This window comes from Bacillus nitratireducens, from assembly GCF_001884135.1.
In the GTDB taxonomy this organism is placed as follows: domain Bacteria; phylum Bacillota; class Bacilli; order Bacillales; family Bacillaceae_G; genus Bacillus_A; species Bacillus_A nitratireducens.
Genome location: NZ_MAOC01000091.1, coordinates 313,247 through 335,811 on the forward strand (window position 1 = coordinate 313,247; position 22,565 = coordinate 335,811).

At 36.5% G+C, this 22,565-nt stretch carries 17 protein-coding genes; 4 read left to right on the plus strand and 13 right to left on the minus strand.

The annotated features are described in order from the left end of the window. Nucleotides 1-14 precede the first annotated feature (14 nt). Complete coding sequence (gene colA, locus BAU23_RS26470) at nt 15-2,930, minus strand: collagenase ColA (protein ID WP_071735505.1); 2,916 nt, start codon at nt 2,928-2,930, stop codon at nt 15-17. 204 nt (nt 2,931-3,134) lie between these two features. Continuing rightward, nucleotides 3,135-3,812, minus strand: coding sequence for an MgtC/SapB family protein (locus BAU23_RS26475; protein ID WP_000052100.1), 678 nt, complete (start codon nt 3,810-3,812; stop codon nt 3,135-3,137). A 313-nt stretch (nt 3,813-4,125) separates the two neighbouring features. Here BAU23_RS26475 and BAU23_RS26480 point away from each other — a divergent pair, with 313 nt between their 5' ends. Continuing rightward, nucleotides 4,126-4,644 carry a GNAT family N-acetyltransferase gene (locus tag BAU23_RS26480; protein WP_001103136.1) on the plus strand — a complete coding sequence of 173 codons (519 nt, stop codon included), beginning with the start codon at nt 4,126-4,128 and terminating at the stop codon, nt 4,642-4,644. Nucleotides 4,645-4,767: 123 nt separating this feature from the next. Here BAU23_RS26480 and BAU23_RS26485 read toward each other — a convergent pair whose 3' ends face one another. Next, nucleotides 4,768-5,676 carry a VOC family protein gene (locus tag BAU23_RS26485; protein ID WP_071735507.1) on the minus strand — a complete coding sequence of 303 codons (909 nt, stop codon included), beginning with the start codon at nt 5,674-5,676 and terminating at the stop codon, nt 4,768-4,770. Between the two features lie 218 nt (nt 5,677-5,894). Next, entirely contained in the window at nt 5,895-6,806 is a 912-nt protein-coding gene (locus tag BAU23_RS26490) for a VanW family protein (RefSeq protein WP_000488981.1), read from the minus strand. A 464-nt stretch (nt 6,807-7,270) separates the two neighbouring features. On the opposite strand from BAU23_RS26490, the gene BAU23_RS26495 reads away from it, so the two are divergent. Together BAU23_RS26495 and BAU23_RS26500 are read left to right on the plus strand one after the other, a co-directional pair. After that, a complete protein-coding gene (locus BAU23_RS26495) occupies nt 7,271-7,597 on the plus strand; it encodes a hypothetical protein (RefSeq protein WP_000283697.1) in 327 nt (108 codons plus the stop codon). A 118-nt stretch (nt 7,598-7,715) separates the two neighbouring features. Then, a complete protein-coding gene (locus tag BAU23_RS26500) occupies nt 7,716-8,807 on the plus strand; it encodes a DUF3900 domain-containing protein (RefSeq protein WP_071735509.1) in 1,092 nt (363 codons plus the stop codon). 300 nt (nt 8,808-9,107) lie between these two features. Here the strand turns inward: BAU23_RS26500 and BAU23_RS26505 are convergent, their stop codons facing one another. The 8 genes from BAU23_RS26505 to BAU23_RS26540 all read right to left on the minus strand — a co-directional run bounded on the left by BAU23_RS26505 (nt 9,108) and on the right by BAU23_RS26540 (nt 14,239). After that, on the minus strand, nt 9,108-9,455 hold the full coding sequence (locus BAU23_RS26505) for a hypothetical protein (RefSeq protein WP_000609021.1): 348 nt from the start codon (nt 9,453-9,455) through the stop codon (nt 9,108-9,110). A 388-nt stretch (nt 9,456-9,843) separates the two neighbouring features. After that, a complete protein-coding gene (locus tag BAU23_RS26510) occupies nt 9,844-10,689 on the minus strand; it encodes an exonuclease (protein WP_000786406.1) in 846 nt (281 codons plus the stop codon). Between the two features lie 189 nt (nt 10,690-10,878). Further along, a complete protein-coding gene (cspB, locus tag BAU23_RS26515) occupies nt 10,879-11,079 on the minus strand; it encodes a cold shock-like protein CspB (RefSeq protein ID WP_001179147.1) in 201 nt (66 codons plus the stop codon). A 218-nt stretch (nt 11,080-11,297) separates the two neighbouring features. Next, nucleotides 11,298-12,197 (minus strand): WD40/YVTN/BNR-like repeat-containing protein, encoded by a 900-nt coding sequence (locus BAU23_RS26520; RefSeq protein ID WP_071735511.1) that lies wholly within the window; start codon nt 12,195-12,197, stop codon nt 11,298-11,300. Between the two features lie 16 nt (nt 12,198-12,213). Next, nucleotides 12,214-12,657, minus strand: coding sequence for a flavodoxin (locus BAU23_RS26525; protein WP_071735512.1), 444 nt, complete (start codon nt 12,655-12,657; stop codon nt 12,214-12,216). A gap of 141 nt (nt 12,658-12,798) precedes the next feature. Next, on the minus strand, nt 12,799-13,419 hold the full coding sequence (locus tag BAU23_RS26530; protein WP_000070943.1) for an acetate uptake transporter: 621 nt from the start codon (nt 13,417-13,419) through the stop codon (nt 12,799-12,801). A gap of 86 nt (nt 13,420-13,505) precedes the next feature. Beyond that, on the minus strand, nt 13,506-13,901 hold the full coding sequence (locus BAU23_RS26535) for an NUDIX hydrolase (RefSeq protein ID WP_001254075.1): 396 nt from the start codon (nt 13,899-13,901) through the stop codon (nt 13,506-13,508). Beyond that, nucleotides 13,898-14,239 (minus strand): ASCH domain-containing protein, encoded by a 342-nt coding sequence (locus BAU23_RS26540; protein WP_001268351.1) that lies wholly within the window; start codon nt 14,237-14,239, stop codon nt 13,898-13,900. Before BAU23_RS26540 ends, BAU23_RS26535 begins: the two co-directional genes overlap by 4 nt. Nucleotides 14,240-14,378: 139 nt before the next feature. Between BAU23_RS26540 and BAU23_RS26545 the strand changes: the two genes are divergently transcribed. After that, nucleotides 14,379-14,936: a CatB-related O-acetyltransferase gene (locus tag BAU23_RS26545; protein WP_000966296.1), complete on the plus strand. Its 558-nt coding sequence runs from the start codon at nt 14,379-14,381 to the stop codon at nt 14,934-14,936. Between the two features lie 47 nt (nt 14,937-14,983). Here BAU23_RS26545 and BAU23_RS26550 read toward each other — a convergent pair whose 3' ends face one another. Next, entirely contained in the window at nt 14,984-22,456 is a 7,473-nt protein-coding gene (locus BAU23_RS26550; RefSeq protein WP_071735514.1) for a DUF7507 domain-containing protein, read from the minus strand. Nucleotides 22,457-22,565: the final 109 nt, after the last annotated feature.

Genomic DNA, 22,565 nt, shown 5'->3' on the forward strand with positions numbered 1-22,565 from the left:
TGGCGACCTTTTTGTTACTTCACTTCTACCGTATAATTCCCTGTTCCCCCACCATATTGATATACATGTAAATAATACTTACCTGGATGCGCATTGTAGCTGCCCACTAATTTATTTCCTTGCGTCTGAGCATACGTAACATAATTATTTAAATCTGCTGCTGAATAAAGAACCCAGTTTACCCCAATATTATTTTCCTTCGTTACGTTAATTTGGAGATTCCTAGCTGTTTCCACATTTATTTCAAAGTAATCACTTGTATCACCGTTTCCTAAACTTGCACGTAACAATTGGTTTAACTGCAGTTTATTCGCTGTTTGGAATGAATTATTCGGCTCTTTTTCTACACTGTTATCTTCTTTCTTTTGAACAGTTACACTTGCTGTAGCAGTATTAGTTAATCCTTTATCGTCTGTTACTGTTAATTTCGCCGTATACGTTCCTTCTTTTGTATATACGTGAGTTGGATTTTGCTCATTACTTACCGCACCATCACCGAACTCCCATTTATAAGAAGCAATTTTCCCATCTTCATCTTTTGATCCATCGCTTTTAAACGAGATTGCTTCATTTACATTTCCGTTATACGGACCATTTATAACCGCTATTGGCGCTTTATTCACAGCACCTTCTTCTGTATTAATACCGTGGAACACAACATCATATTCAAATTGCCCTGATGCATTCACACGGTAATTCACGAAGTAAGCTGTTACTGTTTTATAGCCTGTCCATTCTTTCGCACTTAAACGTTTTAACGTATCATTAACGTTTTGCGTAATTGTTTTCCAGTCTTCATTTTCTCCTTTTGCAGAAGTTCCTGTATATGTTCCTTGTAGTGTAAATGTATTAAAGAACTGTGATTTATTTTTCTTTACTGATACATTACTTAATTTTGCTTCCGCTGTAATTTCTGCTGCAATATCCGAAACTGGTTTCGGTGCATGAGTTGCTAAATAATCATCTGATACTAATGGAACGTTATATTTCTCACGATTATCTATTAACATTTGCATATAATCTTGATACTCTTTATTTAAATTCGCATCTTGACTTAATGCAGAGCGGTATGCATCATATGCTGTCACATCATTTTTCCTAATAAGATCATGAATTTTGTCAAACATATCGTATCTCTTATTGTACATATACGATTGTAACGCAAAGGAATAATTGTAGAAATCCCACGTTCCATACTTTGCATTTAACGTTCGCTCTGCCGTATAACGTTCTGCTGGATTTGAAGATAGTCCTCCTATAATACTCTTTCTCGGTACAACATTATCTGTTCTCGTTGCCCCTGCGAAAAACTCAGCATTCCCTTCTTCAAACCAAGATAATCTCTCATTCTCATACAGCTTACCTTGTCCCCAAAGTCCTGGCACTTCATATCTACCTTGTAAGTAATGCGTGAACTCATGGCGGAACAATTCTTCTAAACTATAAATACTTTCTTCTGGCGTACGTTCATAAGTAAAGAACGTACCTGTTCCTTCTATATAAAGACCACCGTTATTCGTTTCATATCCATATAATTGACGATTAAATTGATATTCAGCAGGGCTATTATAAATAACCATCGTTAATACGTCATCGGGATTTCCTTTTTCTAACGGTTGGTCACTTTCAACCGTACGATGGAATTGTGCCTTCACTTCTTTTGCTGCCCAATATAAACGTTTAACTTTCTCCTCAGTCACTTTATCTCCGGCTTTTAAAACAATTGCACCATCATCAAACGTATACGTTTTCGGCAAATACTTTTTCTTCCCATCTTCTCGTATTTGATCTAAATTAACAACGTTACCGTTTGCATCTTTTCCGCCATAATTCGTCGTAATTTGCTCAGCTGCTACGAAATATTGCTCACCTAAATAAGGATAGATTTTCATCGCATCTGTTGCAACTTGTAATCCTTTTGTCCCTGTACTATGGAATATACCGAGTCTACCTGTATAATAAATGCCATTATTAATAAGCCATCCGTTTTTCTCTGTAATCGTTCCCATTAACGCAAATCTACTTAACTCATTAATATAACTATCTATTCTCTGATACCATACTGTATCTTTCGGTGCTTTTCTCGTATCGTACAAATACGATTGAATATCGTAATCAACACCTTGCATAATATCGTAAATCGCATTTCCAGCTGAAAGATTATCTACCAATGTAGAAAAATTATCATTATATTGCTTAAAAATCTTTGCAGCCGATGTTATCGTTTCCACATCACTCGAAGCATTTCCTATTAATTTTCCGTATGATGATACAACTCTATTTTGTTCCAATGTACCGAGCTTGAAATTTGGATTGTTCGCAATCGTTTTTAACGCCGGCAAGCACTTGTCATGATAGCTCCGTTCATTAAGTTTGCTTAATTCTGCATTATAAAAACCTAAATAAAATCCAGAGCGCAATACCTCTACTAATGTCTCAATCCCTTTTGAATCATCCTTCGTATAAGCTTGTCCTTGCTGCTTCAATTTATCAATAATCGCCTGCATCCTACTATCATTTTGATAGAATGCAAGGCTGTCCTTATTAAACTGAAATAGCCCCGTAATTTGCTCCCAATCGATTGTTACAAGTAAATCTACTAATTGTTGATTGCTTAATTGATTTAATTCAGCAATTGTATAAGTTTTTGCTACAGCTAATTGTTTACTTTCCTTTTTTACTTCAGGCGGTCTTTGCGATAAATCAGCAAATTGTAGCCTTTTCTCAAAAGACTTGCTTTCTAATACTTTCGATGAATGAGCTAATTCTTCCACTGGCAGTTGTACACCAACCGGCTCCATTTTTAGCACATTTCGATATGAAACTTGCTCTCCCTTAGTATCTTCCGCCAATATGCTTCCTTGAAAACTCCCTAACATTAAACTAGCAAAACTTACCCCTACTAAAACTTTTTTTGAATAGCCTTTCATACTCTCCCCTACCTTACATTTTTTAGTGTCCCGCACCATTATTTTACTATTCTGACTATTTATTCTGTATTGAGAAAAAAGAAGGGAACGTTCACACATGTATCCATTCAAAGTGAAATTAACACTTGACTTCACATGTGATTCATGTCAAAAAAAGGATAGATAATAGCGAAATTCCTGCTACATCTATCCTCTATTTCAACACTATGATTTTAACTTTATAAACGTAATTCCCGGCAATGTTTGCATATGCTGAATAAATGCATTCTTTTCTTCTGACGATATATTTTTCAATTGTATTCCTACCTTATAAACTATTTCTGTATCTTGCTGTAAAGCTTCAACTTCATATGAAAGTATTGGAATACCTTTCACTTGTAGCGTCTCTACTATTTGTTGTACCGCTTCCTGTTTATTTATACACATTTGCACTGTTATATTTTGCGGAAATAAAAATTGCACCTTAAAAATACGACTTACAATCTCTAAACCAATCAAAACGAGAATCATCGCTCCAATCCCTACAACATACATACCTGCTCCAATTGCTAACCCTATTCCTGCTGTAGCCCATAAACCAGCCGCTGTCGTTAATCCTTTCACTGCCTGCTTTTGAATAATGATTGTACCTGCACCTAAAAATCCAACTCCACTAACAACTTGCGCTGCAATCCGGCTCGGATCAAGAGCCATATGTTCTTCAAACACAATATCCGAAAAAGCATATTTCGAAACGACCATTATTAAAGCACTCCCTACGGCTACTAGGAAATGTGTTTTTAATCCAGCTTCTTTTGAGCGAATTTCCCTTTCAATACCGATTATCGCCCCTAACAAACCAGCAACACCGATTCGTATAATTAAATCAATATGTAAGCTCACGGGCACTTCCCCCTTTTATTCATTATAGAGAGATAAAACAAAAATTATCACATGCATCTATCCATCGATATAAAAGCATTTTATTAAAATACATTTAATATCCCAATGATTTTATGTTAATATTTTAAATATTAACATAAATAAAACAACCTACTTCTCATACAAAAAAACTTTAAAGTTCAACATCTAACTTATTTTCAGTTAAAAATGGCAAATGAGTTGCGTGAAATGAGGTTGAGAAAGTCAGAAAACGCTTTCATTTTATATCATAATTTTTGTGAAATAAAACATAAATAAAAGGAGCTTACTAACAATGAACGTCTCTTTACTTACACCTACTACTGATTTACAAGAAGAATACTTAGATTTTTATACCGAATGGAAAGATAGCGGTGAAACGATGATTCCATGGGTTATTTCAAAAAATCCTTCTAATTTCACGGCAATGATTCAAGAATTACACGACGCACATAACGGAATAAATATTCCTGAAACTTGGGTACCAGATTCTACTTATTGGCTCGTGACAGATGAAAATAGAGTTGTAGGAGTTGTTAATATACGTCATAGTTTAACTGATCATCTATTTAACGCTGGTGGTCATATCGGTTATGGTATTCGTCCTTCTGAAAGAAGAAAAGGTTATGCTACGAAATTACTAGAGTTATCACTAGAAAAAACGAAAGAATTAAACATCACGAAAGCACTTGTCGTTTGCGACGAAGTGAATACTGCTTCAGAGAAAACGATTTTACATAACGGCGGTCTCCGTGATGATGATTTTACTGAAGAAAATGGTAATGTTGTAAGAAGGTATTGGATTGAGCTATAAATAATCAAAAACAAGCCAGAAAGTGATTACACACTTTCTGGCTTGTTTTATCCCGCGTTAACGGGCAGTACAACTAATAATCAGTGGGGGATGAACAAAACCCCCACTGATTATAGTTTCACTTTATACTGCTTCTATTTCAAACTGGACTGCAATACCACTTGGATCTACTACTGTAAATCCAAGTGTATTTTCATTTATCTCATGTTGTTTTTCTATTAATCTTTCTTTCACTTCATCTAACGCTTCTTTGTGCGGTAATACAATTGTATACACCTTCAGTCCAGTTGCATGTACTGGTGGATGCGGGTTATTTACCCCGTTCCACGTATTTGCACCAATATGGTGATGGTATCCACCTGCTGAAATAAATAAGCAATCATCTTCACGCTGCTGTACTTCAAAGCCTACTGTTTCTACATAAAACTCATGTGATTTCTCTACATCAGCTATTCGTAAATGTACGTGCCCAACGACAGTATCAGCAGGTAATCCATCAAACTCATAATCAACAAGCGTTGCTAGTTCTTTTAAATCAAGTGGCGTACTTCCTCCTGGCCCTTCTCCCCACTGATCACGCGGACGGTCTGCATATATTTCGATACCATTCCCCTCTAAATCTTGTAAATAAAACGCCTCACTATACGTATGATCACTGGCGCTATTAAACCTTGAAATTGGTAAAATTTCATTTGAATATGTATAACGTCCTTCTTGCTCAGCTGGACTATCAATTACGTTCTTATTGCGAAGCACACCAATTAATGCCGAAGCAAAAGCTTCACGAGTCGGAACTAAAAAGGCAACATGGTATATTCCCGTTGTACGTGGTTCTTGCAGTACCCCGTCCTCTAATTTTTCAAGAACAAGTAATGTATTATTACTACCTTTTCCAGCTAAATGTGCTTTATTCCCCTCTTGCTTTATAACTTCTAAGCCTACTACATTCTTATAAAAATCAACTTGACGCTCTAAATCTTTCACTTTAAATTCAACATGACCAATACGTGTTTTCGGATGAATTTGTACCATGGATAACTTCCTCTCCTAGTCCTTTATTTCAAAATAAATTAACATAGCCGTTACTATGAAGGATACAACTAAAAACACACTATGTAAATAAGAAAAATCAGAATTAATAGTTTTTGTGGGCCGTTAATAAAAAAAGCCATCTCCTCTGAAACTCAGAAGAGATGGCTTCTATTATAGAAACTATAAATCTTTTACTTTATTATCTTTTAACTAAATATTTATTTCATCTTATGTACTTCAGCAACTAACTTTCCGCCTTGTATGCCCATATAAAGCTTAACAGGCGCATCATTTGTGTTTTCAAATACTAAATCTAAATATGGATACGCAATTGTAGCATCTCTTCCCTGAGGGACATAACCTACTGTTTTAGAATGTGTAGTTCTCTCTACCATTTTCAAACCAGCTTGATCTGCTGCATTGTATAGAGTTGATGATGTTTGACAAACGCCACCACCATAACCATCTACTAATTTACCATCTACAATTTCTTTACCTAATTGATATCCTTTATCCGGCGTTGTATCACCGATTAATGCATTGAAAGAGAAACTGTCTCCTTTTGCTAATACAACTCCATTTATGCTCGCTGCCGACAAACGAATATTCTCAATACGGCCACCTGCTGATCCACCTAAATTCGTTTCATATCTACCAATTACCGTGCCACTTCCTTGCGCATCACTTAATGTTGCGATAGGCTTTTTCTCAACAATAGGTAATTGATATGAAGAATCCCACATACCTACGTTTAATAATTTATCTACTAATTCTTTTTCCATTAATTCATAAGAAGGTTTTCCTTCTTGCCAACTTCCATCAGGAGCTATACGTGAAGGAACCATCTTTTTGTCAACGCTTTTCCCAACTTCACTTGCAACCTTCGTTACCGATTTTTTAAATTTCGCTTCATCTTCAAAATAACCTAAGCTCGATAAGTCTAATTTTTTCACTTCAGTACCAGTACGCGCATCAACCAAGCTAATTGAATCCTGTACATCAGCCTTAGCCTCTACAACGTTCCCACCAATATCACTCACTAATGCTACATCACTTACTTTTGCGCCACAACCACTTACTACAGCTACGCATAGTACCCCTACTAATATACCCTTTACTTTTCGGAACAATATACTCTCTCCTTTTCCCCAACATTATTTCTTAAGTTTTATTTCATTTTATGTATGTTTTGTTACAATCATTTTACAATATATTTAGAAAATGTTACAAGTTGTTTTTTACTCTATTTAAATTACTCTTTTCTTTTGTAAATGTCTATACATATTTATATAAATTTTTAAGTTTGATAAGATTGTAACTTTTATGTAACCTATCTCTATCCAGTATATACCATTTAACAGATGAAATACAATTGTAAAACTCTTTCATTTCACCTCTTTATTCACCTACATGCTTCATAAAACATAATGCTGATTTCTCATATATGATCATTATTAAACAACTGAAACCAACTTTTTATAGATCAAAAAAATCAATCCATTCAGCGCATCTAGGTATTTGCCGTGCCACTACTCCGCTTTTGCACATACATTATGATGAATTTAACCTATTTTAAAGAAATGGAGGATGTTTTATGTACCCCTACAATCCATACGATCCATATAACCAAAATGCTTATCAGCCTCAATATGATTTACAAGCACAATACCAACAATATATAGATCCAGCAGAACAAGTAGATCCATATGATCAAAATCGACAATTCCAACTTCCAATCTCTTTTCCTGGTACTGGAAACCGTCAACTAGAAAGACGAGTAAATGAGCTTGAGCAAAGAGTACGTCAACTAGAAAACACAGTTGAGCGACATACGCGTAGATTAAACCGCTTAAATCAGCGTTTACGTACAGTTGAAAACAGACTAAACATTCCATTTTCAGCATTAGAAGATGGATTTTAATTTCGAAAACTAAAAAATATATGAAGGAAGGGGCTCCCCCCTTCCTTATATAAATTGACGAAAGTTTTTTCCATCTCTATACTGATAAGAGTTAATGAAATGAAACAAGGTGATAAAAATGGATTTTGAAATAAATTTTCTTTCCTTTTATGTAGTACAAGTAGAAGGAAAAGGTGAAGCAGTTGATAAACGCTATAAACATTTTCAAACATTAGACGCTGAAGAATATGAAGATAGCTCCTTAAAAGAATTTTTGAATGGTGAATTATTAAAAATTTCAAAGCGAAAAGTAGAACGTCACGCAAAAACGGAACAAGCCCCAACCAAGATTGGTCGCTTTATTGTAGAAGCAGGACATGAACTTGATTCAAACCCTCATTACAACCTTTTTAATCGTATTCGCTTTGCGGAAACAAAGGAAAACTTCAAAGATATGAGTGAGCCTCTCGTTTATACATATCTTGACACAAGTGCTGTACGCGGTGGTGTATTTTTAATTGCGCAAGCAAAACTACGTAAATACTTTGATGATCCATTCGTTTTCGTTATGAAATGTGACTTCGAGCCGAAAGTCGCTTCTATTTCCGATGAATCCACACTGATTCGTAACGTCGAAATGGCCATCACAACAAAAAACATGAAATCTATCCAATATCCGTACATGCCTGAAGAAGGCATCGTCGAAGTAGGCGAGCTAAAAATTCACCAAGCATCACACGCCCGTTACTTTGAAGACTTCTTAAAATTCGTCGAGTACGAGCGCTCTATGCCTGAAATTATGAAAACACAAGTAATGGACATGGTATACGACCAAATTGAAGATGTATTTGAAGAAGGTACGGAAGAACGCGAACAATTCGACCAAGCAATGGAAGTATGGGCTGCCAGTCCGAAACGTGAAATTATGGAACAATTTTCAACCGAAGAAGTAATGGAAGCTACCGCTCAAATCGTCGAGCATGCTCCTGAAGTGGAATTAAAGTTAAAAGCAGATCATATCTCTGTGAAGGCCCTGCTTGCTGATTTCGGAGACTTAATACATATCGCAAAGGTAAACGACCGCTATGTATTAATGATTGAGGCTGACACACTTACGTTTGAAAAAGGCTTCTCTCCCATTGAGTTTCTGAAGCCGGATGAGTTGCAAGACGTAATTGAGCGGATTGAGAATAAGCAGCAGTATTCTTATGATACGAACGGGATTGAATAAATGCTTCCATATAATTATTTTTACTAAGCGCTTTTAACAAGCGCTCTTTTATTTTGGACATAGTTAACATTTATATGAAAAACCGATTCTACTAAGAATCGGTTTCTCTGCTTTATACAAAATATGCTTATTTTTAATCCAAGATAACATTTGTTGCAGCGTCAAGTAGATTTCTTCCTTGTTGCACAAGCGTATTTCCATTATAGATATCCGCTTCGATATTTCTAGTAGACCAAGTTCTTCTATAAGTTTTTCGTGTTTTTCCTTTTAGTCAATATGTATGTTGTTAAAATGAAAATTTCATTTTACTACCTCAAATTTATTGTACTCGTAAAAAGATAATTGAAAACGATATTTCGGATGCTCTCTCACCCAATCGTAGGCTTCTTCTAAAATATCCATTTTGTTTTGCGGGTCATTAAGTTCACTACATTCGTCCCTTTTCTGTTTGCACAGAGGGCAGAATCCATTCACTATCTCAGCACTCATCGCACGAATAGTTTTACTTTCTACGTCAACTACTAGACGAAGAATAAGGGCATGTTCCGCTTTTGTAGTCACCATCATTTCAGCAATCCTATCCTCATTCCAAAAGACACCGTTTAATTCCATCTTTACGTTGACATCTTTGATATCCAAGTTTATCATCATCACATCTCCCATGTATAAAACGCTTATCTTACTCTTCAATTTTAATCTTTAATACACCACGTTTTAAAGATATGTTAAGCTTTTTCCAATTCTTCTTCTTTGCTATAAGAGGAAGTGTAATAAAAGCAAAAAGTGATGTGAATATAATACAAAAAACTAAAATGGTTAAAATGTTAAAGATTGCTTCCATTTAACTGTATCCTCTTTCATTTCTATGAGTTCTTATTTTATTAATACACTTTAAAATTCTTACTACGCCTTAATTTTCAAAGCAATTATAATGACTCAATTGCAACAACAAGTTTATTCCCATTTAATATGAATACATTATTCACCCGTCAATACGATGACATTAAATTTATGTAGTTAGAAATGGAGGAGAATCTCATTTAACCTCTGTATTCTTCTCCATCTCAGCCAAATACCTAAGTTGCCGCTCTGCCTTTCTCACTGCAGTAGGAAAGTGCTTTTTCAGAAGTTCTACTGCAGATTCACTTATATAATATCTTTCCGTTATACTTTCCCACGTGTCACTACTTTCAAATGCACCCCATACAAAAGGACGCTCTGCACTTTTTTTCATTTCTTTAAATGCCCATTTTCGCATCTTTTTTTTCGCTTTTTCTGTTAGTTTTCCGTTCTTTACAAGTTCAAGCTCACCATGTCTCTTGTATCGCTTATTAATATCTCTCTCACTATATGCTTTAAGAAATATATTCGCTGTATTCTCAGCATCTGCGAAAGCACGATGTTGCCTACCTTCCCATGTTAAATCAAGCTGCTCCACTGCAAATTGTAAACTTGGTGTATGCTCAAATAATTCTTCATACGCTTGGAAAACAAATTTTTGCACATCAAATCTGCTCTCTTTTTCCATGCATGGGCATTCTACACCATGTAATGTACAATCGTGAGATAGAAAACGATAATCTTCTTTTCCCCATGAAATAAATATAAAATCTTCTCCGATAAACTTAATAAATTTCTCTATAATTTGAGGGAACTTCTCTACACCAATTAAATCTTTCTTTGTAATTCCGGTTAATTTTGTTGTATGACGAGTTAATGGGGCACTTGGTTTTACTAACTCTGAAAATTCTCCAATAATCTTCATTGTACTCGCATCTATTTTTACAGCTCCAATATCAACTATTTCTGACGGATCTTCCGATTTATATGGCCTAAAATTCCTTTCAATATCAAACACAATGAAATGTGTAGCGTTTTTCAATTTATTTACCTCTTTCTAAATTCCTTTTCACGCAAATACTTTATTTTCAGTATTTATTTATTAATGCACTTTATGCATGAAATACCTCGTGTAAAAAAACAAAAATTCAGTCTTATTATCATATGTACATTGGAGGATATTCAATAAGAACGCAAAAAAAAGAAGGGCAAGCCCTTCTTTTTTTCATAATTACTTCTTGTTTACGTTTGTAGCTTGAGGTCCACGGTTACCTTGTTCTACTTCGAAAGTAACTTCTTGACCTTCTTCTAAAGATTTGAAGCCGTCGCCTTGGATAGCTGAGAAATGAACGAATACGTCTTCTCCGCCTTCAACTTCGATGAAACCGAAACCTTTTTCTGCGTTAAACCATTTTACTTTACCGTTTTGCATTTAAAAAATCCTCCTACAATGTACCTATATGTACATATTCATTTTCAACCACTTTACAATAATACGTCATAAATTAAAAAACTGCAACCCCCCGAAGGAGATTTAACATTGCTACCCCCTTGGAAGTTACAGCTCATTTAAATCTCTATATTATTAAAAGTAAAATGGTTTAAAGTAACTATATCATATCAATATAATAAAAGTAAAGTTTTTTTCAGCTATACAGCTTTTTTCTTCCATTGCATCGCTTTTAATTCACCTGATCCAGCTACAACATAGTCTTCCTTTTCATTCACAATGCGCCAACCATGCCCTTTAACCGAATCACATACTGTAACAATTCCTTCTTCAAGAAGCACACGGCAAACAGCGCTAATTCCCGCCTTATTTTGCGTTGACGTTGTATATAACACATGTTGATCTACACTTAAATCTAAATAGCTACTCGCTTTTTGTTCACTTTGACATGTATGCCAACATATTTTTTCATTCTCAATACTATCATCTATTTTACAAAAAGAAATATTCCCACTAACTCCCCTACACGATCCACTTGCCGCTACTAAATAGGAATTATGTATAGTCAACGCAGAAATCATCTGGTTCATCGCTATTTTAATCCTTTTTAATTTACGTGTCTCTAAATCAAAAAGCCAAACACCACCATATTTAGTATGTATTTTCGTACCGATAAATAAGTAATGTTTATATAAAAATAATGATCGAATAGATGGTGCCTCGCTATCATAATCAAGAAATGGCTGAATAGTCTCCCATGTGGAACCAAAATTATTAGAATGATACAGTGTTTTATCTCCATGAGCAATTACTGTTCCATTTTCATTACTACATACATTCCAGCTCGTTGCTTTCGTTGGAAAGCGCTGGATCGTCCACGTTTCTCCACCATTCATACTACGAATAAAAACTCCTTCGTCTCCTACTCCATAAACTACGTTATCTTCACTATGTAAATCTCGAATTCGTTTTTGGAATCCAGTTAAAATCTGTTTCCATTCTCCATCTTTTTCAATGAATAAACCATTATATGTAGTAGCTAACAAAAGCTTTCCATCTCTTAACTTTGTAATAGCGGTTGCACTGAACTCTGTTTTCACGTTGACACTCCCATTCCTAGAACTTCTCGGCAAAAGCAATTGCAAAATCACTGCATTTTTCAACGTCTTCTTTATCTTCTGGAGCTAATTCAATTTTCAATCCTTCTTGTACAAGTTCTGCCCCGCATTTTACAAGACGTTCTTCAAATATCGTTACCGCTTCACAAAACAGTTCATACGCCGTATCACCTGATCCAAAAACAGCCACTTTTTTCCCCGTTAAATCTATATTTTCTAACTCATCATGGAAATCTTCCGCTTCAAATGGTAATTCACCATCACCCCACGTATAAGATCCTAAAATGATTCCATCATAAGCTAATAATTCTTCAGCATCCATACCTTCCATCTCTTGTACTACTACTTCATGATCAAAGGCATCTAAACTTACTTTAATTAAATCAGCAATACTCTCTGTATTCCCTGACATACTTGCATACGCTATTAAAATTTTCGCCACTTTGGCATCCCCCTCTTACAATGAATGATTCTCATTCTCATTATATTAATAATGAGAATCAATTTCAATTATATTTTTTGCTATTTTATTTAATTCCATAAAAAAAGAACGGATGACTATACAATCATCCGTTCTTTTTTATTATTTTTTAAAAATACCAAATGGTTTTCCAACTGGTAATACAACTTTTCCGAAGTGTGTATTTAACACAGCTGCTGCTGAACCATAGAAAGATAATAATGAAATACATAGTTCAGAATACGCTGCTAAATTATGCATTGCGTGCGGCATAACACCTAAAGTACTTAATGAAAGACCGATAAATAAGAAATCAATAAGGACGAAAATCATAAATAATACTTTATGTGTTTCCATTGCACCAATTGTCATAAAGATCGTGAAAATCAAGTATCCGATAAAGGCTACACCAAGCTGTTTTGAATCTGCAGTTTGGGCTAATTTTTCGCCAAATACTCCAAGTTGAATTAACCAAGTCATTCCAACACCTAACCAAAATAGGCCGTACGCACCAAATGCTGTTGTACCAAACGTATTGTTGTGCTTTGCATCGTGAATGCATGCAAAGATTTGTGCAAATCCTCCTAAAAAGATTGCCCATGGTAATACAAGTGAAACGCCATCTGTTAAGCCTAACTTTTGAGACGATGCTACAAGTGTTACCATCGCTAATCCAAATAGACCGATTCCAGATGGATCTGCTGTTGTCATTTTCACATGATGTGTAGTAGTTTGATTGCTCATATAAACCTCCTGATTATAAACATACTCGAATACAATACTTAAATCAGAAGGCTATGTCAATGGTTTTTTTTGTATGTTGTCAGACCTTATTCCCTATAATAATCGAATACACTTTGGGCGATTTCATACGGTTTTATATTTACATTTGGCAACTCGTTTACCGGCATCCATAAAGGAATATAACTCCCTCTATCTTTCAGCTCGAACTCCTCGCCTTTACCACTTCCGAACACTCCATCTGTAATATGGGCATTATAATAATACTCCGTACCTTTATACTCCACCTTTGCGATCAGATTCTTCACTTGTATATGTACCCCTAATTCTTCATAAACCTCTCGCTTCGTTGCTTCTTCAGGTGTTTCTCCTTTTTCAATTCCCCCGCCCGGAAAAACAAAATATATTTCATCTTCTCGAACACGTTTTATAAGAGCGATTTTACCGTCCTGTACAATAATAGCTGCACCACGATTTCTTCTCACTTTATTACCTCAACACCAATCGCAACTGTTCCCCATTCATTTTCTTGTTCTTTCGTATATATTTCGTATGTACTTTCTAACATTTCTTTTATACTAACTTCTTCACAATCAAATAATTTTTTATCAATTTGTTCGTACATTGCTTTAAAGCTTTCGTATCGTTTTATCTCCGTTACTTTTACAGCCATCGTTTCTGCTGTCGTAAGGTTCGTAAATACAATTTCATCGTCTTGTTTTATAAGTTGACGTTTTTTATCGTATAAGCGTACTTCATATACTTTTTTTCCTGATTGAATTGACTGAAAAGGTTTATTATATAATCCCATTTCGTATCTCATACATTCCACTCCCTTTTATTCATCTTGCCTACTAACATTTTTGCACATTACTATTTCATACAACATAGTTCGCCTTACTTCACCTTGCATATAATGTTCCATATCCATTACTTTCTTTAGAGAGGATGCTAAAATTGGTATGTTATATTTAAATCAAAAACCAGAATATAATAAATATGATATCGGTGATTATACTTACAGTAAAGTAGGCCCTTTTATTTTTTCTTGGAATGATGAAACAAAATTAAAAATAGGTAAGTTTTGTTCATTAGGAGAAGAAGTCGTTTTCATACTTGGCGGTGAACATCGTGCTGATTGGATAACAACTTATCCATTTAATGTCCTCTTCGAAGAAGGAGCACACATTACTGGTCATCCTTCTTCAAAAGGTGATATCGTAGTCGGCAATGATGTATGGATTGGTTATCAATCCTGCATTTTATCTGGTGTTACAATTGGTAACGGGGCCATTATCGGGGCCAAGAGTGTTGTTACAAAAGACGTACCTCCATATGCAATCGTCGCTGGTAATCCTGCCAAACTAGTTCGATATCGTTTCCCGCAAGAAATCATTGAAAAACTAGAAAACCTTGCATGGTGGGACTGGGACATTTCCGTTATAAAAGGAGCTATTCCATTTCTACTCTCCAACAAAATCAACGAATTTTTCACTTCTCCCGAAGAAGAAGCTACTTGATCCAAACAAAAAGAGCATCCTATTCTTTCAGGATGCTCTTTTTGTATTTATTTTTTATTTATTTGTAAGTGATTACATGGAGAACATTGAAATGGAATTTTATCTAAGCAATTAAAGTTTGTTTCACAAATTTGTTCAATTGTTGGAACAAACGGAATAACAACCATATTACTTTCTATTATTTGTGTAACAGGTGGCAATACTGTTCCTACTTGATGTTCGAAACGAATACTTGCTTGATTAATATAATTCCCTGAACCACTTGGCGCGCTCTGAACTACTACTTGGAACGAAACTGTCCGTGCTTCACCTGGATTTAAACTTCCTATAAGAAATCCTGATACTGGGTTTACATTTGGCACCGGCGTATTATCAACAGTTACACTTCCAAGGACAAATTGAACACTACTATCTAACATATCTTGAAAACGAATATTTTGTATCGCTGTATCACCCGTATTTGTAATAACTGTCGTAAACGTAATAACATCTCCAATTGTTGCTGTTTGATGATCCGCCGTTTTTACGACTGTCGTTGAGACATTTTTAGGAATAAACGGGATAACAACTGTATTGCTATCGCCTTCAACTACTACAGGCGGTTCATTTGGATTCACAGTTGCAAACCCACTCGCTGTCGCTGTATTTGTAACTAAGTTATTTATTTGCCCTCCTGTTATTACAACTTGGAAATTAATAATCGCTGCATCATTTGGTTGAAAATCACCTAAAGAGATACCAGTATTCGGATTGGCAAATGGAAAAGGTACATCATTTACTATTATCGTGCCATTTATAAATAACGTATTTGGGTCAATGATGTCTGTTAAAATAATATTCGTCACAGGAACTGTACTATCATTTATAACAGCAATTCCGTAAGTGACAACATCTCCTACCATTGCTACTTCAAAATCCGCTCCTTTTGCAACAAACAAAATTGCAGTATTTACCGTTACAATAACTGTATTACTTGTGTCCATCACTGTAACTGGTGGCTCTCCTGGTACTAAAATATACTCTGCTAATGCCCCAGCAACGTTCACTACCGTACCACCATCAGGAAAACTTGTAATCGTAGCTTCATATGTTACAAATGCCGTCTCACCGACTGGAATGTCTAAAATTGTAAATCCAACCTGCGGGTTTACTCCTGGTTGGGGGATTCCATTTACAGTTACACTGTTTGGCACAAAAACAGCCTCCTGAGATAACACATCTATAAATTGAACATTCATCGCATCAGCAGTACCAGTATTTAATATACGAACAGTATACGTTACCGTTTCTCCTACTCCAACAATTGGATGATCTACTTCTTTCAGCATATCTAAACTACCTCTATTTACTGGTGTGACTGTCGTATTACTTGAATTCGTAATTGTAAACGGTGGTTCTCCTGGAATCAATTCGAAATCACCAGTTACTCTCGCTGTATTCATAATGCTACTAGAAGGTGGAATTGCGATTACATTTACTTCAAATGTGATTAATACGCTATCCCCTACTGCAAGATCCGGTAATGAAAAACCTACAAAAGGATCTAAACCTACCTGCGGAATTCCATTTATTTGTACACTTCCTGGAACGAATTCTAAACTAGGTGATGGGACGTCAATAAACTGAACATTTGTCGCTGTTACCGTTCCCGTATTTGTAACTTGCACACTATAAGTTAACGTATCTCCTAAACGTGTCGCGTCTTTATTTGCAGATTTTATAACGCTGAATCGTCCTCTATTTACCCTAGTTATCGTCGTATTACTTGGCTGATTCACTACAACCGGTGGCTCTCCTGGCACTAAAGTAAAACTTCCAGTTATATTTGCAACGTTCGTAATCGTTCCTGATGACGGGATGTTTGTAACTGTCGCTTGAAACGTCACTATTACCATTTCACCAACGAGTATATCTCCAACTTCAAACCCAGTAACCGGATTTAAGTTTGGTTGCAGGGCTCCATTTATCGTTACACTATTTGGGACAAATGACGCTCCTGCTGAAATCGTATCAATAAACTGAACATTGTTAGCTGTTACTGTTCCTGTATTCGTTATTTGCACTGTATACGTTAATACATCCCCAACTAAGGTAGCAGCTCTATTGACTTGTTTAATAACAGTATAGCGTCCTCTATTTACAGTTGTAAGCGTTGTGTTACTTGGCTGATTTACTATAACTGGTGGTTCTCCTGGTACTAATATAAAGCTTCCAGTAACATTTGCCGTATTGGCAATTGTTTCGTTTGATGGGACACTAACAACAGTTACTTGGAATGTGACTTCTACACTTCCCCCTGGATTTATATCTGGAAGTGGGAATCCATTATTAGGATTGAACCCAGGTTGTATCACACCACCTATCGTTACACTATTCGGTACGAATGTTATAGAGGAAGGTAATACATCACTATATTGAATATTCGTCGCTGTCACTGTCCCTGTATTTTGAACTACTGTCGTATATGTGATTGTATCGCCTACTGCAACAATTGGCTCACTTACTGATTTTAAAACATTCAAACCAGATTCATTTATTTTCGTTAATGTCGTGTTACTTGTCGTTGTTTCAGTAATAGGCGGCTCTGTTTCACTTACAGCAAATGTAGCTGTAACGTCTACAAAGTTAACAACGGTTCCACCTTCCGGTATGCTCGTCACCATCTCTTGATATGTGACAAGTGCAAAATTATCTACAGGTATATTTGGAACTGTAAAACCAATGAAAGGATCTAATCCTGGTGCCGGCACCCCGTTTATGCTCACACTTCCCGGTACAAATGCTACACCGGCGGAAGTAGTATCGATAAATTCAACATTGATCGCTGCCACTGTGCCGAAATTAAAGATTAATACATCATACGTTAAAATTTCTCCTACAGTGGCTACTTCTTTATCTACTAATTTTAATGGAAAAATAAACGCTATATTAATTGTCGTAACGACTAAATTCGTTAATATCGTTTCCGTAATCGGTGGTTCCTGCGGATTTGGTTGTGAAGTAAATGTAACGTCTGCATCATTTAATATGACTTCATTATCTGGAATTTCTGTAATCGTCACTCGGAACGTTACCTCAATACTTCCACCATTAATTAATAATGGAGTAACTGTAAATCCTATTTCTGGATTTAAACCAAGTTGCTGCACCCCACCTATCGTTACACTATCTTCTACAAATGTCGTTCCTTCTGGTATGACATCTTGGAAGAACACATCTGTAACAGGTATAATTCCTACGTTTGAAATTAGCACGGTATACGTTAATACATCCCCAACCGCTCCAGTTGCAACGTCAACTGTTTTGATTGCTGTTACTTCACCAGGAGGAGGTAACGGTATCGTAACTACTGTCGTATTACTTGAATTTGTCGTTGTTACAGGGGGCTGTAAAGGATTTAATAAAAAAGTGGCTGTAGCAGATGCCGTGTTTAGTACGGCTCCGCGCGTGGATGGCGCAACTACTGTTACTTGGAACGTTACAGTCAATGATGTTCCAGCAGCGATATTAGGAAGCGTAAAACCTATATTTGGATCAAATCCAGGTTGAGGCGTTCCATTTATCGTTACACTATTTGTTACAAATGTTGTTTCTGAAGCAATTGGATCAATGAAGGAAACATTCGTCGCTGTTACCGTTCCATTATTTCTAATGACAACAGAATACGTGTAAGTTTCTCCAAGTACAGCTTGTTGTACAGATGAAGATTTTTGTATATTTAACTGTGCTGTGTTTACTTGCGTCACGACGAAATTGCTATTCGTAACAGTTGTTATTGGAGGATTTGCTGGGTTTATAAGAAAACTTGCAGTAACGTTCGATTGATTTCTTATATTCCCTCCACTTGGAACACTCGTCACTGTAACTTGCAACGTAATTGTAGCAGTTTGCCCGACTGGAATATTTGGTACTGGAAAACCTGTCATAGGATTCGCGCCTTGCTGAACGACTCCATTTATCGTTACGCTATTCGCAACAAACGTTGTTCCAACAGGAATCGGATCTTGAAAAATAATATTTGTTGCAGGAACAGTTCCTGTATTTTGAATGCGAATTGTATACGTTAACGTATCTCCTACTCCTGCTTGTGGTGTATTTACACTCTTCATTACATTAAGTGATCCTATATTCACTCGCGTCACAACAATATTACTAATCGTTACAATTGTAATTGGTGGCTGCAAAGGACTTACTTGAAAATCAGCAGTCACATTCGCATTATTCGGAAGAACTCTATTTGGTGGTACACTCGTGATCGTCACCTGAAAAGCAACTGTTACCATCCCTCCTACTGGAATATTGGCAAGCGGAAATCCAGTCGTTGGGTTTAAACCTGGCTGCGGTGTTCCGTTTATGGTTACACTATTTGCTACAAACGTTGTTCCAGATGGAATAGGATCGAGGAATGATACATTTGTTGCTGCTACTGTTCCACTATTTTGTATACGAACTGTATACGTTAACGTATCTCCTACACCTGCTTCAGTAGCGCTTACACTTTTCATTACATTTAGCCCTGAAGAATTCACAACTGTCATAACAGTATTACTTGGTACTGTTACAGTAATTGGTGGCTCTGTTGGATTTACAAGGAAATCTCCAGTTACATTCGCATTATTTACGACATTATTTCCTTGGGGAATTTCATCAATTAATACTTCAAACGACACAATTACACTCGCACCAGTAGGCAAATTATTTAGCGGGAATCCAAGTTCTGGATCTGCCCCTTCTTGTAAAACACCATTAACCAATACACTATTTTCAATAAATAAAGTCCCTTGCGGAATTGAATCTTGGAAAAACACATTTGTAGCTGGTACACTACCCGCATTAATTATTTCGATTGTATATACTAAAACATCCCCTACCGTTGCAACATCCGTATTGACTGATTTCACAACCTCAAAATTCCCTGATTGTACAGTTGTATTAACAATGTTACTAGGAACATTAATTGTTACTGGTGGTTCACTCGGATTCACTTGAAAACTTGCTGTTACATTTGCTTGATTTAAAATATCTTCATTTGGCGGATCCTGCTCAATTAATACTTCAAATGTAACTAAAACTGTCTGAGCCGCAGGGATATTCGGAAGAGAAAATCCTGAATTTGGATTTAGTCCACTTTGTGGTGTTCCATTAATTGTTACAGAGTTTGCAACGAAAGAAACCGCTGAAGAAGTAGTGTCTTGGAAAAATACATTTGTTAACGGAACGTTACCTGTATTTTGGACGGCAATCGTGTATGTTAAAGTATCACCTACTGCCGCTTGAGCTGTATTTACTTCTTTTATTACATTTAAACCACCTGTATTAACTTGTGTTACAACGGTATTCGTTTGCCTATTAATCGTTACTGGCGGTTGATTCGGAATAACGACGAAATTAGCAGATACATTACCGCGATTCGCAATCGTACCTCCTGATGGGGTAGATGTCACTCGTACTTGAAAAGTCACCGTTCTACTTCCACTTGGAGATATATTCGCTACTGTAAACCCAGTCGCAGGATTTGCTCCAGGCTGTGAAACCCCATCTACAGTCACACTATTTGGAATAAAAGTCGTTCCAGTTGGGATCGGATCTTGAAAAATAACATTTGTCGCAAGTACATTTCCTGTATTTTCAATTGTAACGGTGTACGTAAGAACGTCATTCACTGTCGCAAAAGCTCTATCCACTGTTTTTCTCGTTCTTATATCAGCTATATTAATAGTAGTAAATACAGTATTACTTGTCGCTTGACCTGAAATTGGTTGTTGGCCAGGCACTGGAGTAAAGTTAAATGTTACACTTGCACGGTTCGGTATTGGATTGACAAGAGGGTTCGATGTCACTCGAACTTGAAAGCGCACTACAGTCGTTTGCGAAGCATTAATACTTCCAAGATTAATACTACTTGATGGATTCGCTCCTGGACGCGCTACTCCATTTACCGTAACACTATTTGGAACAAATGTTGTTCCTGCAGGGATACTATCAACAAAAATAACATTGTTTGCAGCAACATTCCCATTATTCGTGACATTCACTGTGTACGTTAATACGTCATTAAGCGTTGCCGTCTGTAGATCTACAGATTTTTGCATACTTATAGTTGCTTGATTCACTGTCGTTTGTACTGTATTTGAAGAAGACGTACTTGTAATAGGGGGACTACCGACAAAAGGACGGAATTGATATGACACCATTGCACGATTTGGAATAGGGTTTGGGTTCGGGAACGATGTTATTCGAACTTGAAATGTAACAATTCTTTGCGTGTTATTTGGGATTGTACCTAAATTAATTCCATTCGCTGGATTCGCACTCGGTTGTGTTACTCCACCTACCGTTACACTACCTGCTACAAATGTCGTTCCGTTCGGAATACTATCTTGTAATACAACGTTTTCTGCACTTCCTGTTCCTGTGTTCGGGACCGTAATCGTATAGGTGAGAGTATCCCCTACCCCTGCAACTGTTCTATTAACCGATTTAACAGGATTAATGATTGGACCTGTCGCATCAATTTGAACACCAAAACCAGCTGCAGCGTATCCATCTCCATTTGTGACAAAGCGAACAGTTGCTGACGTCTGATTGTTTACTAAAGAAGATGAGGCATCTACATTCGTAATATCCCACCCTTGTCTTCGGACCGCTAAAGCTATTCCTAACGGCTGATTCAAATCTCCAAATGTGCCGCTCGTATCTAGATTGCCACTATCATTACAAATTTGTGATTGAAAGAAATTATTCGTGGGGTTTCTCGGTCCGAATAATGCGACTGTAGCATTTGCATTCGGTCCAAAGCGAAGCTGATCTCCAACAATGTTAGAATCACCTTCTTGAGCAGTTACGAGCACTCTTCCTGTAACAGCTCCTGTTGCCGGAGTAGCAAATCCTGAAATAGTAGCATCAACTGGCGGGGATGAAGCATCGATAATTTCTTGACCTGCATATACTGATAAATTCCGAAGTGGTAAACTTGCATTTTGATAAACTACCTCAAGCGTCCAGCCAGCTGAACGACTGATTGTTGGATCAGCTGAAGTTCTTGCAGCTGGCACGGCACCTGTTGTATATGTGCCTGCCCCACCTGCACTTACAAGATTCGTTACATTAGCAGAGCGAGCATAATAAAACTGGTTTCCTACCGAACCTTGCTGCGCCGTTGCAGGATCTGGTGTAACAGAAAATGTTCCTGCTGGTGTTGTAAATGAAATATTATCATTTAAAAATGCTGTAACATCCTCTGTATCGGTCCGGTATGTGCCGGCCCATACTAGTTCTGCGTATAAAACACTACTCCCTGCTGGAAGGTTCAAAATTGCACTTGAAGAATTTAATGGCCAGTCATTCGTTGTTCCTGCCGGGAATCCAGGTATTTGAAGCGATGTATTTATCGTTGTAAACACATTAATCGTACCGAAGTTATTGTTTGGTGCAGGTGATGTAGGACTTAGTCCCAACGTGTTCCCAGTGAACGTGACGGCACCAGTTACAGTTGTCGTAAAGCGATTCATAAAAGGCACACAATCATCTCATTTCATTTCATTTATAGTAAAAAGTGCTCTATACTATAAAATGTAGACAAACTATGCAACGTACGTTGTCCAACAAAATTCCACATATATGGAGAGG

Coding starts and splice junctions, on each gene's coding strand:
- BAU23_RS26485 (WP_071735507.1), bottom strand. CDS start 5,676: ATGGTACAAATTCATCCGAAAACACGTATTGGTCATGTTGAATTTAAA.
- BAU23_RS26505 (WP_000609021.1), bottom strand. CDS start 9,455: ATGATAAACTTGGATATCAAAGATGTCAACGTAAAGATGGAATTAAAC.
- BAU23_RS26495 (WP_000283697.1), top strand. CDS start 7,271: ATGTACCCCTACAATCCATACGATCCATATAACCAAAATGCTTATCAG.
- cspB (WP_001179147.1), bottom strand. CDS start 11,079: ATGCAAAACGGTAAAGTAAAATGGTTTAACGCAGAAAAAGGTTTCGGT.
- BAU23_RS26545 (WP_000966296.1), top strand. CDS start 14,379: ATGTTATATTTAAATCAAAAACCAGAATATAATAAATATGATATCGGT.
- colA (WP_071735505.1), bottom strand. CDS start 2,930: ATGAAAGGCTATTCAAAAAAAGTTTTAGTAGGGGTAAGTTTTGCTAGT.
- BAU23_RS26530 (WP_000070943.1), bottom strand. CDS start 13,419: ATGAGCAATCAAACTACTACACATCATGTGAAAATGACAACAGCAGAT.
- BAU23_RS26540 (WP_001268351.1), bottom strand. CDS start 14,239: ATGAGATACGAAATGGGATTATATAATAAACCTTTTCAGTCAATTCAA.
- BAU23_RS26500 (WP_071735509.1), top strand. CDS start 7,716: ATGGATTTTGAAATAAATTTTCTTTCCTTTTATGTAGTACAAGTAGAA.
- BAU23_RS26480 (WP_001103136.1), top strand. CDS start 4,126: ATGAACGTCTCTTTACTTACACCTACTACTGATTTACAAGAAGAATAC.